Here is a 14151-nt window from a genome sequence, read left to right on the forward strand (position 1 = left end):
GGCCAGCACCTTCGGCCTGCTGTCGACCGCCGCCTCGGGCCTTCGGGCTGCCCGGGCGGGCATGGATGTCGTCGGCCAGAACATCGCCAACCTCAACACAGCGGGGTACACCCGCCAGCGCGTCGAGACCAGCGCCCTCGCGCCCTTGGGCGGCGCCAACCAGCTCGACACGGCGTTCCGGGTCGGATCCGGCGTCTCGATCGACAGCGTCTCGCGGCTGTCGAACACGCTGCTCGAGACCCGCGTGCAGACCACGATGGCGGACAGCGGGCAGTCCTACATCGCGACGACGGTCTTCGCGACGCTCGAGGCCGCGATCGCCGAACCCGGCGACAACGGGCTCTCCGCCGTGCTCTCCGACTTCTGGTCCGCCTGGCAGGAGGTCGCGGCCCAGCCGACCGACGACTCGATCCGCGGCGTGCTGCTGGAGGAGGCGCGGAGCCTCGTCACCCGTCTCTCGCAGACCGCGAGCGCCGTCGAGGCGACCTGGTCGAGCGTGCGCTCCGACCTGCTGGACTCGGTCTCCGAGGTGAACGAGCTGGCCGTCCGGTTCGCGGACCTCAACGCCCAGATCACCCAGCTGGCCGCGGCCGGGGGGTCGACGAACGAACTCCTCGACGAACAGGCCCGGCTCGGGGCCGAACTCGCCGGGCTGACCGGGTCGACGCTGCGTCGCCATCCCGACGGCTCGGCCGACGTCATCCTCGGCGGCAACGCCCTCGTCACCGCCGACACCGCGCGCAAGCTCGTGGTCACGGGCACGCTCAACCCCGATACCGTCGGCACCGACCCGGTGTCGGTCGAGTGGGAGCATCACCCCGGCGTCGCGGCCGAGGTCTCCGGCGGCGAGGTCGCCGGGCGGCTGACCGCCCTCTCCGCGACCGGACCGCTGCGCGGGCAACTGGATGCCCTCGACGCCGTCGCCACCTCCCTCGCCGCGAAGGTCAACGCCCTGCACCAGACCGGGGCCACCCGGGACGGGACCACCAATCTCGACTTCTTCTCGTTCGCCCCGGGGGTGCCGGCCTCGCACGGCCTCACCCTGGTGCCGTCGTCGGTCGACGCCATCGCCGCCGCGACGCCGGCCACGGGGGGCGCCGGCGGCCAGGTCGCCGACGCGATCGCCGAACTCCGAGACGCGACCGACGGCCCGGATGCCCTCTGGAACCGGTACGTCGTCGCCTTGGGCACGGCCTCCCGAGCCGCTACGGCGAGTTCGACCCTCGCGGACCAGGCCGCCGCCGGCGCCGTCGCCAACCTCCAGTCGGAGGCGGGCGTCGACATCGACGAGGAGACCGTGTCGCTCATGACCTACCAGCACGCCTATCAGGGCGCGGCCCGCGTGATGACGGCCGTCGACGAGATGCTCGACACCCTCATCAACCGCATGGGCCTCGTCGGGAGATGATGATGAACCGGATCACGAGTTCGATGATGACCGCGACGGCGCAACGCAACCTCGCGCACTCGCAGGCCGCCCTCGCCCGGCTGCAGGACCAGGGCTCGAGCGGGGTGCGGCTCACCAAGCCGTCCGACGATCCCGCCGCGGCGGCCTCGGCCCTCCGGGTGCGCTCCGAGGCGCGCGCCAACGAGGTCTACTCCCGCAACGCGAACGACGCCCTCGGCTGGCTCGGCACCGTCGACACCGTGCTCGGCTCGTCGACCGACATCCTGCGTCGCGCCCGCGATCTCACCCTCCAGGGCGCGAACGACGGCGCGCAGTCGACGGCGTCCCGTGAGGCCCTCGCCGTCGAGATCGATTCTCTGCGGGATGCACTGCTCCAGCAGGCGAACACCCAGTACCTCGGACGCAGCGTCTTCTCGGCCAACTCGCTCGCCGGCGAAGCCTTCGACGCGACCTACACGCACTCCGGCGTCGCCGGCACGTCCCTGGAGCGGCGCATCGGCAGCGATTCCCGCGTCACGGTCGACGGCGACGGGGTCGCGGCGTTCGGCGAGGGTGCGACGAGCGTGTTCGCCCTGCTCGACCGGATCTCCGCCGACCTCCGTTCCGCGACCCCGGTGCAGGATCGCGTCGGCGACATCGACGGGTTCCTGTCGTCGATCTCGACGGAACGCTCGATCGCGGGCAGCCGCTACGCTCAGGTCGAACGAGGGAAGGATCTCCTGCTCATGTCGTCGAACGAGCTCGAATCGCGCCGCTCGGCGCTCGAGGACGCCGACCTGGGGCAGGTCGTCATCGATCTGAAGATGCAGGAGGTGGCCTATCAGGCCGCCCTCTCCGTCACCGCCCGCGCCATCCCTTCGACGCTCCTGGAGTTCCTCTCGTGACCGCGACGCTGACCTTCGTCACCCCGCCTCCCGGCCTCTCGCCGCACGTCGAGTTCGCGCTCGACGACATCGAGGGTGCCCCGGGACTCCACACGCTCCGGGCGGCCGACGACGCGAACGTGCGCCTGTTCGTCGTCGAGGCCTCGATGTACGTGCCCGACTACGCCCCGGCCTTCACCGAGGAGCACCTGCTGGATGTCGGCGCCGGCGCGCGCGACGACGCCGAGGTGCTCGTCGTGACGACCCTCGACTCCGACGGTCCCGTGGTGAACCTGCTCGCCCCGGTGCTGGTCAACACCTCGACCGGAGCCGCGACCCAGGTGATCCTCGACGGGACGGACTTCCCCCTTCGCGCGCGGCTGGCCCGCACCGCGTAAGGCGTCGCCGCGCGATCAGCCGAGCGGGCGTGACCGCGCCCGGTAGTCGCTCGGGGTGACTCCCGTGACCGCGCGGAATGTCCGGCTGAACACGCTGGCGTCGGAACTCCCGCAGCGCACGGCGATCTCGGCCAGCGGCAACGAGGTCGCGGCGAGCAGCCGCTGCGCGCGGCGGATCCGCACGTCGCGGATGTAGGCGGCCGGGGTGGTATTCCGTTCGGTGAAGACGTTGTGCACGGTCCGCACCGAGACGCGTTCGGCGCCTGCGAGCGCGGTCACGTCGAGCCGCGGATCATCGAGGCGCTCGTGCACGATTCGATCGAACGACGCGAACAGAGCGGCGTGGCTGCGCGCCCGGTCCGGGGCGGCCCGGTGATGTCGGAGCACCGAGCCGAGCAGTTCGGTGGCGACCCGGAGCGCCTGATCGGTCTCGGCGATCACCGGCCGCTCGGTGACGAGCGACCGCACGACCCGCGTGAACGTGCGCAGCGCGGCATCGTGCCGGACGCGGAGCGGACGCGCGGCGAGCGCCGCGAGCGAGTCGGCATCGAGCCCCAGCCGTTCGGTCGGCACCTGCAGGATCGCCAGCTCGGCAGGTTCGGGGAAGGTCAGTTCGTATTCGCGCCGGGTGAGGTACAGCACGCCGTCGCCGGGGGCGAGCCGCGCCTGGCGTCCGTCCTGCTGGACGCTGCCGGAGCCGCGCACCTGCACCGAGAAGAGAGCCACGTCGTCGGGCGAGCTGTTCAGATGCTCGGCCGTTCTCACCACCCGGCCCGCACCGCTGCGGATCGCCGTGACCCCGCACTCCGCGTCTCCCCGGTGATCCATCGTTCCGGCGAACGTCTCGACCGGGGACTCGATGCGCACCGGGACGAAGGTCGTCGAGGCGAGCGCCTCCCACTCGCTCACCGAGGACACCGCGCGGATCACCATCGCACCACGATCCCTCCCCCACGTGTCGTCGCCGGTTCGAGCGTGTGACGTTCGTGTTTCGCTGCGTCGTCGTGCCGGAATTGCACACCCGGCTGCCGGATTCGCCTGCCGGGGCGGCTCGAAGCCGACATAGCCTGCGTGCCATTCGCATTCCGCGACCCGACGAAAGGACCCCCATGTCATCCATCCGCGTCGCCGCCGTTCAGGCGGAGCCGGTCTGGTTCGATCTCGCCGCGACGACCGAGAAGACGATCACCCTCATCGCGCAGGCCGCGGCGGGCGGCGCTCGGCTGGTGGCGTTCCCTGAGACGTGGCTGCCCGGCTACCCGGGCTTCATCTGGGGGCAGAGCGCCCTCGAGCAGCTGCCCCTCGTCGCCCTCTACCGCAGCGCCTCGCCCACCGTCGACGGCCCCGAGATCGCCGCCATCCGGGCGGCCGCCGCAGCGCACGAGATCTCGGTCGTGCTGGGCTTCAGCGAACGCGACCACGGCTCGCTCTACATGGCGCAGGCGATCATCGGCGCGGACGGCGAGCTGCTGCTTCACCGCCGCAAGCTCAAGCCGACTCACGTGGAACGTACGCTCTTCGGCGAGAGCGACGGGTCGGGCCTCGCGGTCGTCGACTCCCCGCTCGGGCGCCTCGGGGCTCTCAACTGCTGGGAGCACATGCAACCGCTCGTGAAGTTCGCGATGTACGCGCAGCACGAGCAGATCCATGTCGCGGGCTGGCCGGCGCTCACCTCCCCGGGAACTTCGCTGCTGCCGCAGCTCTCCGGCGGAGCCTGCCTGACCCTCAGCCGCGCCTACGCCCTCGAAGGGAGCGTGTTCGTGCTCGTGCCGAACCAGCTCTTCCCGCGTGATCCCGCGATGGCGGACGCCACGCCTCCCGAGCTCTGCGCTCTCGTCTATGGGCCGGACGGGAGCATCGTCTCGGAGCCGATCGACCCCGACGTCGAGGGCATCGCCTACGCCGACCTCGACCTCTCGGCCGTGTCCGTCGCGAAGACCTTCGCCGACCCGGTGGGCCACTACAGCCGACCGGATGTCTTCCGCCTCACGGTCGACCGCACCCCGCGACCGGTGGTGCGGCTGGAGGGCCCGGCGACCGAGCCGCCGCCCGCGGAGGTGCCGGAGGAGATCGCTTCCGCCTGAGGTCAGTCGGCGGCGACCGCGCCCCGCATCCGCAGAACCCACGCCGTCGCGCGTTCCAGCTCGCCGTCGACGAGCGGGCCCGCGGCGCCGTGCACGCGGAACGACTCGGGCTCGGCCCGCACGTCGAAGCCGAGCGATCGCAGCGGTGTCAGGTCGGCCAGCCACTCACGGATGCCGAGGGTCGCAGCTGTGGATCTCCACCGTCATGTCCCGTTCGAGCACGCCCGCGATCGCCCGCGCCACCTTCTCGGTGTTGCCCCAGAGCGATTCGTCGACGACGAGTGCGCGCATGACCGGCATCCGTCAGCTCTCCGTTCCGCGGCTCGCCGGTGCCGCAGCCGCCGGCTCGTCCGCGCCCTGGTCGAGACGGAACGGCGGGTACTCGTCGCGCATGAGCGACACGTAGGCGGCGACGCGGAACGTCCAGCGGTTGAGCCCCATGATGAGGTCGAAGAGCGGCCGCTGATACCGACCGGTGAACAGCAGCACGACCGCCGCGACGAGCACGAGCAGCCCCAGCAGGGAGACCCCGGCACCGGCGGTTCCCGTGTCGCGCCACGACCCGTAGCCCCACGCGGCACCACCGGTCAGGATGCCGACGACGAGCAGGTGCGGAAGCGCCAGGAGCCAGGACTTCACGAGCACCAGCCCGCGCGACAGCCGCTCCGGGTAGGCGACGTCGAAGTCGGCGGGGTAGTCCGTGCGCTGGAGGCTGAACGGCGGGTACACGTCGGTCCCGAGGGCCGAGTAGGCGTAGAAGCCGACCCGCCAGGCCCACCGCAGGAATCCGACCGTGAAGGCGAAGAGCGGGCGCGGATACCGGCCGGTGATGAGGATCGCGAACCAGGCGACGATCGTCGTGAGGACGAAGGGGATCCAGAGCAGCCCGAGCACGAGCACGTGTGGAATGATCAGGATCCACTTGACCAGCCACAGCCCGCGGGAGGGCGTCGTCCGCAGCTCCCCGCGGAGGGTCGCCGGATACGGTCCGACGGGGCGAACGGTGGTGAGCGGCTGGCGGCGTCCCCAGCCGACGACGCCGACGACCATCAGCACCAGACCGGCGACCAGCACGACGGCGGCCGTGACGATCAGGGCGGTGGCGAGCGGAGCCGCCCAGGGCGCGGCCAGGCCGACCTGGATCCGGGTGTCGAGACCCGGGGACGCGTCTTCGTTCATGATGACGACGGTCCAGTCACCCGGCTCGAGGGTCCAGCTGAGTTCGCGGACCCCGGAACCGCTGTCGGACGCGACCCAGAAGTCCTGCGCGGCGGGCGAGTCCGGCCGTGCCTGGCCCGGAATGTCGCGGGTGCGGATCTCGAGCGGACGGGCGCGCAGTCCGGTCACTTCGGCGACGTGGACGTCCGCGAGGTAGGCCGCGACGTCGGCCGCCGGTCCGATGCCGATGAACACCGGCTCCCCGTCGGTCTCTCCGGCCGCCAGCGTGACCGACGTCTGCGGGAACGACGCGGGGTCCAGCGAGGTCTCGATGAGGGCCGAGGGACTGGTCAGGGCGTATCCGGGAGCCGAGGCGTGGACCGGATGCGTCAGCACCACGCCGTCCGCGCGGGAGGTGGCGACGGAACTCGCGGCACCGACCGCACCCAGCACGGGTCCGCCGAACAGCGCGAGGAGGCTGCCGACGATGACGACGGCGAACCACCCGCCGCGGGGGCTCGTGGACGGGGATGTGATTTCCGGTGCTGACATCTGACGGCCTCCAGAGGGTGCGGATGCATGGGAACAGGCTGACCGCCGCCCGCTCGCCCCCGTAGGGCCATAGGTCCCGCGAGACCCGGGCACGGCCCCGCCTACTCTGGGATGCGTGACGGAAGCCGGCTGGATCGAGCACCGCCGCGGCGATCGCGAGCTGCTCGGCTGGATGGCCCCGGAGGGTGGCGGCTTCGTCGTGATCGATCTGCTCGGCCGTCCGCGCACGTCGCCGCTTCCGTGGCTCGACGCGGAGGAGTTCCTCGACGACCTCGGCATCGGGTACCTCGCCGAGCGGTACCGCTACGCCGATCGCCCGGTGCGCATCGGCGAGGTCAGCACGAGCGGCGTCACCGTGATCGCCGACGAGTACGGCGCCGCCTCCGCCGTCGGCGCCGAACCCGAACGCTTCCACCTGCCGTTCCCGGTGCCCGCCGATCTGCTGGTCGCCGAATGACGCGACTGCGCATCCTCTTCGTCACGGATCTCGCCTACGAGGCGCGCGGTCGGCGCTACGGCGATGAGGATGTCGACCTCACCCGCCGGCTGCGGGAGCACGTCGACCTCGCCCTCTGCCACCCGCGCGATGCGGCGGCGCTGATGGACGCCTTCGACGTCGTCGTGGTGCGCAACAGCGGTCCGGTGCTCGGCTACCAGGCCGCGCACGACGCGTTCCGCGACCGGGCCCTGGCGACCGGGATGCCGGTCTTCACCGAGCTCACCGGCCGCGGCGACCAAGCCGGCAAGCAGTACCTGCTCGAGCTCGGGGCCGCGGGCTACCCGGTCATTCCCACCGTGTCGTCGCCGACGGATCTCGATCGGCTGCCGGTCGTCGACGAGTACGCCGTGAAACCGCGGCTCGGCGCCGACTCCCACGGCCTGCGGTTCCTCTCCGCCGCCGAGGTGAGGGCGCTCGCCGACGACGACCTGCTGATCCAGCCGCGCATCCCGTTCGCGTACGAGGTGTCGTTCTACTTCGTCGACGACCGCTTCCAGTACGCGCTCTACGCCCCCGACCCGACGCAGCGCTGGGAGCTCGCGCCCTACTCCGCCACCCCCGACGACCTGGCGTTCGCCGACCGCTTCATCGCCTGGAACCCGATCCGGCACGGCATCCAGCGGGTGGATGCCTGCCGCGCCCCGTCCGGCGAGCTGATGCTCGTCGAGCTGGAGGATCTCAACCCCTACCTCTCGCTCCACCTGGTGACCGAGGCGCAGCGCGTCGCGTTCGTCGCGGCGATGGTCGCGTCGATCACCGGGCTCGCCCGAGGATGACGACCCGGCCCGGGCCGCACCCACGGACGGGGCGCAGCGACTGCCGCACCCCGTCCGCTGTGACGCCTGGTCAGATCATCTGGTGACCGTGACCGTGATCGGGTTGCTCGACGTCGCGCCGGCCGTGTTGGCGAACTCCACGACGTAGACGTACGAGCCGATCGGCTTTCCCGTCACCGGCAGCTTCGCCACCTGAGCGGCAGGGGTCGCCGCCCCCAGCTCGCCCTGCGCGATCACGACGCCGTTCTCGGCGATCGTGTACGAGGTCGCGTTCATCCCCCACCACATGTTCGCGGTGACGGTGTATGCCCCATCGCCGTCCCAGTTGTCGGCGCTGAGCACGGGTTGTCCGGGGTTCGCCTGGGTGACCTTGACGGTCGTCGAGCCGGTCGCCGTCGAGCCCTTCCCATTCACCAGCTCGCCCGTGTAGACGTAGGTGCCGTTGGCGCGCCCGCTCACCGGGACCGAGACGCTCTGCGCCCCCGTCCCGGCGTACGACAGCGGGATGGTGGCGACGAGAGTGCCGTTCTCGAACAGCCGCAACGCCGACCCGGTCTGGCCCCACCACAGGTTCATCACGACGTTGTACGACCCGTCCTGAAGCCCGGTGTCCCAGCCGTTGTCGTGCGAGAGCACGGCGCGACCGGGGGCTGCAGTCGCTCGGTCGGACACCGCGACGGCGGCGGACGTCGCCGTCACCGGCTCCTGGCCGTCGACGGTCGCCGTGACCCGCACCGAGAGCCGCCGCCCGAAGTCGGCATCCGTCACCTGGTAGGTCGTCGACGTGCTCGACGCACCGGCCGGATCACCGTCACGCAGCCACTGGTACGCGAACTCGGCGTCGGCGACCGACCACTCCCCCGCGTCCGCCGTCAGCGTGGCACCGGTGACCGCGGTTCCCGAGATCGCGGGGGCGACCCGGTTGACAAGAGGCACGAAGACCGCGACCTCGAGGGTGTTGCTCATGGCGATGCCCTGAGCCCGCTGACCGAAGGACGACGCGTTCGCGGAGATGCTGACCGTGCCGGCCCGGGCCGTCCCGCTGAACCTCAGCAGCGTCTTGCCGCCTGCGGTGGTGATCCCCTCCCATTCCAGACCGGTGGTGCCTTCGTCCACGTTCCATCCCAGCCCGAGCACCATGTTCGAGTTCAGCACCTCGGTCGTGCCGAGGATGGGCCCTTCGGTGCGAGTCTGGAAGTTGAACCGCGGGTCGGCGACCGAGATCTCGAGCGTGGGATTCACCGCTCCCTCGTTCAGTGTTCCTGCGAACGAGATGGCGCGTGACTCCCCCGACCCCAGCTGCAACCTGCCCTGGTAGGCGGACTCCCCGAGGTTGCGACCCGTGTAGAAGTAGCTGTTCCAGGCGTCGAAGGCATCGCCATCGACGATGCCGATGTCGAACGCGGCGCTGCCGGCGAGCCCCGAGATGGGCACCGTGAGGTCGAGCGTGCCATCGGCACCGATGACGCCCGAGTGGGTGTGACCGGCGAGTGACATCTCGACCCAGGCCCCGGCCGCGCCGCCGATGCGGAAGTAGGCGTTCGCCGCATCGTAGGTGACCTGATAGGTGCCGAGTCGGCCGATCGGGTAGGTGTTCTGACCCGCCCAGGAGCCGGATCCGTCGGGAGTGCCGGCGAAGGCCACGGCCGTCTTCACCTCGTTCTTCGCCCCGTCGCCCTCGACCCCGGTGATCGCCCAGAAGGCGGGCTTGGGGTTGTAGGTGCCGAGCTCGAACAGCAGCGGGAGGTCGGCGCGCTTCCACGAGTCAGAGTCGCCGATCCCCCACATGATCACTCGCCCCAGATCGATCCCCTCCGCCTTCATCGCGGTGAGCGACGCGAAGTAGTCGTGGTACCAGGTCGCCTGCTGCACGTCGCCGCCGGTGCTCTGCGCCGTGTTGAGCGCGTCGAGCTCGGTGATCTCGAGGTAGCCGAAGAGTTCCGCAAACGTGCGGTAGGTCTCCTCGTCTCCGGTGACGCTGTTGTTGATGTGGTGGTGGGCCTGCTCGCCGATCCCGTCGATGTTGCCAGCGTCCTTGATCGGGAGCAGAAACTCCAGGGCCGATTGACGCTTCTCGTGCCCGTTGATCCCGTAGTCGTTGTAGAGCAGCTTCACCCCGGGCGCGGCGTACCTGCGCGCATACTCGAAGGCCTTCGCGACGAAGTCGGGGCCGACGACGGTGTACCAGTCCGAGGTGCCCTGGCCCGACTGCCCGCGCATCCCCCGGTTGTTCTCGCCCGCGGCCTCGTTGACGACGTCCCAGGCGTAGATCACTCCCGGGTACTCGCTGTCGTAGTGGGTGACGATCGACTTGATGTACCACTCCATGCGGTCAAGCATCACCGCGCGGCTGACCCGCGGTGCGGTGGCCGAGTAGCCCTCGCGGAAGAACCACCCGGGTGTCTGGCTATGCCAGACCAGAGTGTGGCCGTGCAATGCGACGCCGTTCTCCTGGGCGTAGTCGGCGTACTGGTCGGCGATCGTGAAGTTCAGCACGGGCCTGCCGTCCGCGCCGATCGTCGGTGTGCGACCCAGGAACGCGTCGGGCTTCATGTCGTTGCCCGCAGTGATCGTCGTGAAGTGCTTCCGCAGGAGGTCGTTCAAACGCGAGCCCGGAGTGAAGTACGAGCGGCTCACGCCCCCGGCACCCATATTGAGTTCGGGAAACACGTCCTTCAGCGCCGGGATCTCCCCGTCGTAGGGCTCCTGATAGACGAAGCGGATGTCGTACGACTCGCCCGCGTCTGCCGTGAAGTCGATCTCGTCGGTATACCTGCCGTCGACGTAGATCCGCACGAGGTCGAAGCCGACGACTTCTTCGGCGGAGAACGCGACGCGCGCGCCCGCCGGGGCGGTGGTCGAGCCGATGCGATAGCCGTCGGTGAACGTCGGCTCGACATCGGTGTCGACCTCGCGCCCGATGACGTCCAGCCAGTCTGCTTCGACCGAGATCTCCGCGTTCCCCTGTGCCGCCGAAGCCGGCGCAGGGAGCGCGAAGATCAGGGCGAACGTCGCGATGAACGCGAAGGTGGATGTGGTTCTCTTCATCGTGATGCCTCCTACTTCTTTTCGTGTGTTGGGGTGGTGGATTCGTGGCGCGCCGGTTTCCGGGCGCGCCGGGGAGCACGGCGGGCGCACGCCGAAGGGTCGGGTCGCCGCGTCGGCGCGATCGGGCGAGCGCGTTCGGCTGGCCCTGCGTTGGTGGCCCGTCAGACGACGGGTGGGAGTTCGGGATCGTGAGATCGTCCGCCGACGCCTTTCGGGCGGCAGCAGCGGGGTCAGCTCACGACGATGTCGGGGGTGCTTCCCGGGCGGTACGCATCTTTGCGCCTCGTTCTCGTGTCGTGCGGAGCGGCTGCCGGACGGCACCCAAAGCGATCGCAGCGTGGGCAGATTTCGTAGCGTGAAACCGCTTTCTCGAAAATTATCACCCACCTCAGGAGGTGTCAACGATTCACCGATCTGACCCGGGCGGGGTCAGCTCGGTTCGACGCGGAACCGACGCAGGGCGAGCGCCGGGTTCAGCCGCCGCACTTCGGCGACCCGCGCGGGTGAGATCCACGCGACGCCGACCTCGGTCGACTCCCCCACCGTCACCAGCTCGACCCCCATCGGGTCGACGACCATGCTGTTGCCCGCCCCGATCGGCGGCGCGTGGTCGGCCGCGGCGACATACACGGTGTTCTCGATCGCGCGGGCGGTGACGAGAGTGCGCCAGTGGCTCTCCTTGAGCGGACCGCGCACCCACTCGCTCGGCAGCAGCACGAGGTCGGCGCCCGCGTCGACGAGCCGCCGCGTCACCTCGGGGAACCGCACGTCGTAGCAGGTCTGGAGCCCGACCGTGAAGCCGTCGAAGGCGAAGGTCGAGGGCTCGGCGTCGACCGAACCGGCGACGATGCGGTCGCTCTCGCGCATCCCGAACGCGTCGTAGAGGTGCATCTTGCGGTAGATCGCCACCACGGCCCCGGCGGGGTCGAGCGCGACGAGGGTGTTCGACACCCGCGCGTCGTCGCCCGGGACCTGCTCGATCATCCCGGCGACGAGATGGATGCCGAGTTCGGTCGCGATCCCGGCGAGCGCCGTCACGAACGCCCCGTCGACCGGCTGCGCATGCTCGGGCCAGTCCGGCCCGAGGTCGGGCGTGAAGTAGGCGGAGTACTCGGGGAAGACCACGAGCCGGGCGCCGCGAGCCGCGGCATCCTGCGCGAGGCGCCGGATCACGACCAGGTTCGCCGCCTCGTCGTCCCCCGGTGCGAACTGCGCGACCGCGATCGCCGTCGGGGCGGTCGGGCTCGTCATGCCACCCAGGCTACGCGCGATGCACGAAGAGCCCGGTCGAGGACCGGGCTCGTCGTTCCTCCGGCAGCAGGTGCCGGGCGTCTGTCGCGACTAGAGGCGCGTGTTCGGGTCGTCGACCTCGGTCACGCGCTGCTGGACGCGCTCGCCCGAGACGGAGTCCGTCCCGGTGCGCGAGGTGGTGACCGCCTGACGCCGACGCGTGAGCATCACCAGGCCGATGATCAGGACCACGAGTCCCGCGCCCATCAGGATGTACCCGACGACGTCGAGGTTGACGTAGGTGCCCGTGTCGACGTTCACCGCGAAGACCAGGATCGCGCCGATCACGAAGAGGACGATGCCCGTTCCGATACTCATGTGTCACCTTCCGTTGGGGCCCGAGGGCCTCGAATGGCCCGGAGGCCATCCCCCACGTTAGGAAGCGGCGCGTCTCGGAGCTTCGACTTGACATCCCGGGGATGCACCGGACCGAGGGATGCTCAGGTCAGGCGGTCATCCCGCCTTCGACGGGCAGCACCATCCCCGTCGTGTGGCTCGCCCGGTCGCTCAGCAGCCAGGCAGCGGCGTTCGCGACCTCGGTGCCGGTGCCGATCTTGTGCAGCGGCATCACGGCGAGCCGCTTGTCCATCGCCGCCGGATCCTTCGCGAGCATCGCCTCGATCATCGCCGAGCGGGTCGGGCCGGGGGCGACCGAGTTGACGCGGATGCCGAGCGGCCCGTTGTCGTGCGCGGCGCTGCGGGTGAGGCCGATGACGGCGTGCTTCGTGGCCTGGTACGCCCCGAGGCCGGTGTTGCCCTTGTATCCGCCGACGCTCGAGGTGTTGACGATCGAGCCGAAGCCCTGCGCGCGCATGACGCGCAGCTGTTCGCGCAGGCACAGCCAGACGCCCTTGACGTTGACCTCCATGACGCGATCGAAGTCCTCCTCCGACACCTCGTGCAGCAGGCCGACCTGGCCGATGCCGGCGTTGTTGAACGCCCCGTCGAGCCGGCCGTAGGCCTCCACGGTCGCGTCGACCATGCGGGCGACGTCGGCACCCGACGTCACGTCGCCGACGACGACCGTCACCTCGTGCCCGGCATTCCGTAGCTCGGCGGCGATCGCTTCGAGCGCGTCGCCGGAGCGGGCGGAGAGCACGAGCCGGGCCCCCTCCTCGGCGAACACGCGGGCGGCTTCGACGCCGATGCCGGTGCTCGCCCCGACGAGGAGGACGGCCTTGCCGTCGAGCAGTCCGGTGGTCATGGGGTTCTCCTTGGGGGTGGGTCGCGGTCAGTCGCGGAAGACGAGGGGTTCGCCTCGGTATTCGCGCAGGTGCTCGGTCTCGGACGCGGTGAGCGCGCGCGGGGCGTGGGCCGCCAGGTCCATGATGACGACCGAGACCCGCGCGATGAAGTAGGTGAGACCCGCGCCGTCGCCGACCCGGCAGTCCATCGTGAGGCTGCGCGAGCCGATCTTCGACAGCCACACCTCGGCGAGCACCGACTGGCCGGCGTACGGCATCTCGGCGGTGTACTCGAAGCGCTGGCTCACGGTCATCGTGAAGGTGTCGGTGCCGAGCACGGCGAGCACGGGCGGCGCGCCGGGCGGGAAGTGCTCCGGCTTCTCGGGCAGGCCGAGCAGGCGGATGCGGGCCTCCTCCGCGAGCCGGACCGCGGTGACGTTGTTGACGTGCCGGTACTGGTCGGTGTCGGCCCAACGCAGGTCGAGCGTCGTGCGCAGGGGCGGCGTCGGCGCGGGCTCAGGCATAGCGCACCGTGCGGCCCGCCGTCAGCGCCGCCTTGGCGGCGGCCCCGAGCAGCGACGCGTCGTTGCTCATCATCGTGAACGTGTAGCCGGCGTCGACCGCGGCCTGCACCGACGCGGCCGTCGCCCCGCCCGCGTTGCCGATCGGGATGCCGACCGCTCTCGTGGCGCGAATGGCGTCGGCGATGACAGCCACGACATCCGGATGGTCTTCGCTCGTGCCTTCGCTCGTCGACAGGTCGGCGGCGCCGATGAGCAGCGCATCCACCCCCGGAACCGCCGCGATCGCGCCGGCGTTGCGGGCGGCGAGCGCACTCTCGATCTGCGGGATCAGCACGACCTCGTCGTTGCCGTAGCGCAGGTACTCCTC

At 70.5% G+C, this 14151-nt stretch carries 15 protein-coding genes; 6 read left to right on the forward strand and 9 right to left on the reverse strand.

Going from position 1 to position 14151, the window contains the following annotated elements:
- The 3 genes from flgK to ACILQS_RS12070 form a co-directional block, all read left to right on the forward strand.
- Positions 1 to 1408, forward strand: a 1408-nt coding sequence (flgK, locus tag ACILQS_RS12060; RefSeq protein WP_395640373.1) for a flagellar hook-associated protein FlgK, incomplete at its 5' end; no start/stop codon positions are given.
- Positions 1405 to 2292, forward strand: a complete 888-nt coding sequence (gene flgL / locus ACILQS_RS12065; RefSeq protein WP_395640374.1) for a flagellar hook-associated protein FlgL — start codon at positions 1405 to 1407, stop codon at positions 2290 to 2292. The genes flgK and flgL, both read left to right, overlap by 4 nt.
- On the forward strand, positions 2289 to 2669 hold the full coding sequence (locus tag ACILQS_RS12070; RefSeq protein ID WP_395640375.1) for a flagellar assembly protein FliW: 381 nt from the start codon (positions 2289 to 2291) through the stop codon (positions 2667 to 2669). Before flgL ends, ACILQS_RS12070 begins: the two co-directional genes overlap by 4 nt.
- Before the next feature lie 15 nt (positions 2670 to 2684).
- Here the strand turns inward: ACILQS_RS12070 and ACILQS_RS12075 are convergent, their stop codons facing one another.
- A complete protein-coding gene (locus tag ACILQS_RS12075; protein ID WP_395640376.1) occupies positions 2685 to 3602 on the reverse strand; it encodes a helix-turn-helix domain-containing protein in 918 nt (305 codons plus the stop codon).
- 176 nt (positions 3603 to 3778) lie between these two features.
- Between ACILQS_RS12075 and ACILQS_RS12080 the strand changes: the two genes are divergently transcribed.
- Positions 3779 to 4753: a carbon-nitrogen hydrolase family protein gene (locus ACILQS_RS12080; RefSeq protein ID WP_395640377.1), complete on the forward strand. Its 975-nt coding sequence runs from the start codon at positions 3779 to 3781 to the stop codon at positions 4751 to 4753.
- A 165-nt stretch (positions 4754 to 4918) separates the two neighbouring features.
- On the opposite strand, the gene ACILQS_RS12085 is transcribed toward ACILQS_RS12080, so the two are convergent.
- A complete protein-coding gene (locus ACILQS_RS12085; protein WP_395640378.1) occupies positions 4919 to 5053 on the reverse strand; it encodes a hypothetical protein in 135 nt (44 codons plus the stop codon).
- A 3-nt stretch (positions 5054 to 5056) separates the two neighbouring features.
- Entirely contained in the window at positions 5057 to 6463 is a 1407-nt protein-coding gene (locus tag ACILQS_RS12090; protein WP_395640379.1) for a DUF4389 domain-containing protein, read from the reverse strand.
- Between the two features lie 115 nt (positions 6464 to 6578).
- Between ACILQS_RS12090 and ACILQS_RS12095 the strand changes: the two genes are divergently transcribed.
- Entirely contained in the window at positions 6579 to 6920 is a 342-nt protein-coding gene (locus tag ACILQS_RS12095) for a hypothetical protein (RefSeq protein ID WP_395640380.1), read from the forward strand.
- On the forward strand, positions 6917 to 7738 hold the full coding sequence (locus ACILQS_RS12100) for a hypothetical protein (protein WP_395640381.1): 822 nt from the start codon (positions 6917 to 6919) through the stop codon (positions 7736 to 7738). The genes ACILQS_RS12095 and ACILQS_RS12100 overlap by 4 nt, the downstream gene beginning before the upstream one ends.
- Positions 7739 to 7813: 75 nt before the next feature.
- On the opposite strand, the gene ACILQS_RS12105 is transcribed toward ACILQS_RS12100, so the two are convergent.
- The 6 genes from ACILQS_RS12105 to ACILQS_RS12130 all read right to left on the reverse strand — a co-directional run.
- Positions 7814 to 10786 (reverse strand): endo-1,4-beta-xylanase, encoded by a 2973-nt coding sequence (locus ACILQS_RS12105; protein ID WP_395640382.1) that lies wholly within the window; start codon positions 10784 to 10786, stop codon positions 7814 to 7816.
- Between the two features lie 429 nt (positions 10787 to 11215).
- Positions 11216 to 12037 carry a carbon-nitrogen hydrolase family protein gene (locus tag ACILQS_RS12110; protein ID WP_395640383.1) on the reverse strand — a complete coding sequence of 274 codons (822 nt, stop codon included), beginning with the start codon at positions 12035 to 12037 and terminating at the stop codon, positions 11216 to 11218.
- A gap of 90 nt (positions 12038 to 12127) precedes the next feature.
- A complete protein-coding gene (locus tag ACILQS_RS12115) occupies positions 12128 to 12394 on the reverse strand; it encodes a DUF6458 family protein (protein ID WP_395640384.1) in 267 nt (88 codons plus the stop codon).
- A 127-nt stretch (positions 12395 to 12521) separates the two neighbouring features.
- On the reverse strand, positions 12522 to 13280 hold the full coding sequence (locus ACILQS_RS12120) for an SDR family NAD(P)-dependent oxidoreductase (protein WP_395640385.1): 759 nt from the start codon (positions 13278 to 13280) through the stop codon (positions 12522 to 12524).
- A 27-nt stretch (positions 13281 to 13307) separates the two neighbouring features.
- The gene (locus ACILQS_RS12125; RefSeq protein WP_395640386.1) at positions 13308 to 13784 is read right to left on the reverse strand and encodes an acyl-CoA thioesterase; all 477 of its coding nucleotides are present in this window, start codon (positions 13782 to 13784) and stop codon (positions 13308 to 13310) included.
- Positions 13777 to 14151, reverse strand: a 375-nt coding sequence (locus ACILQS_RS12130) for an aldolase/citrate lyase family protein (RefSeq protein WP_395640387.1), incomplete at its 5' end; no start/stop codon positions are given. The genes ACILQS_RS12130 and ACILQS_RS12125, both read right to left, overlap by 8 nt.

This window comes from Pseudolysinimonas sp. (assembly GCF_044239695.1).
In the GTDB taxonomy this organism is placed as follows: Bacteria; Actinomycetota; Actinomycetes; order Actinomycetales; family Microbacteriaceae; genus Pseudolysinimonas_A.

Bases quoted from the DNA above. Each gene is read 5' to 3' on its own strand.
- flgL (WP_395640374.1), top strand. From the start codon at position 1,405: ATGATGATGAACCGGATCACGAGTTCGATGATGACCGCGACGGCGCAA.
- ACILQS_RS12075 (WP_395640376.1), bottom strand. From the start codon at position 3,602: ATGGTGATCCGCGCGGTGTCCTCGGTGAGCGAGTGGGAGGCGCTCGCC.
- ACILQS_RS12080 (WP_395640377.1), top strand. From the start codon at position 3,779: ATGTCATCCATCCGCGTCGCCGCCGTTCAGGCGGAGCCGGTCTGGTTC.
- ACILQS_RS12085 (WP_395640378.1), bottom strand. From the start codon at position 5,053: ATGCCGGTCATGCGCGCACTCGTCGTCGACGAATCGCTCTGGGGCAAC.
- ACILQS_RS12090 (WP_395640379.1), bottom strand. From the start codon at position 6,463: ATGTCAGCACCGGAAATCACATCCCCGTCCACGAGCCCCCGCGGCGGG.
- ACILQS_RS12100 (WP_395640381.1), top strand. From the start codon at position 6,917: ATGACGCGACTGCGCATCCTCTTCGTCACGGATCTCGCCTACGAGGCG.
- ACILQS_RS12105 (WP_395640382.1), bottom strand. From the start codon at position 10,786: ATGAAGAGAACCACATCCACCTTCGCGTTCATCGCGACGTTCGCCCTG.
- ACILQS_RS12110 (WP_395640383.1), bottom strand. From the start codon at position 12,037: ATGACGAGCCCGACCGCCCCGACGGCGATCGCGGTCGCGCAGTTCGCA.
- ACILQS_RS12115 (WP_395640384.1), bottom strand. From the start codon at position 12,394: ATGAGTATCGGAACGGGCATCGTCCTCTTCGTGATCGGCGCGATCCTG.
- ACILQS_RS12120 (WP_395640385.1), bottom strand. From the start codon at position 13,280: ATGACCACCGGACTGCTCGACGGCAAGGCCGTCCTCCTCGTCGGGGCG.
- ACILQS_RS12125 (WP_395640386.1), bottom strand. From the start codon at position 13,784: ATGCCTGAGCCCGCGCCGACGCCGCCCCTGCGCACGACGCTCGACCTG.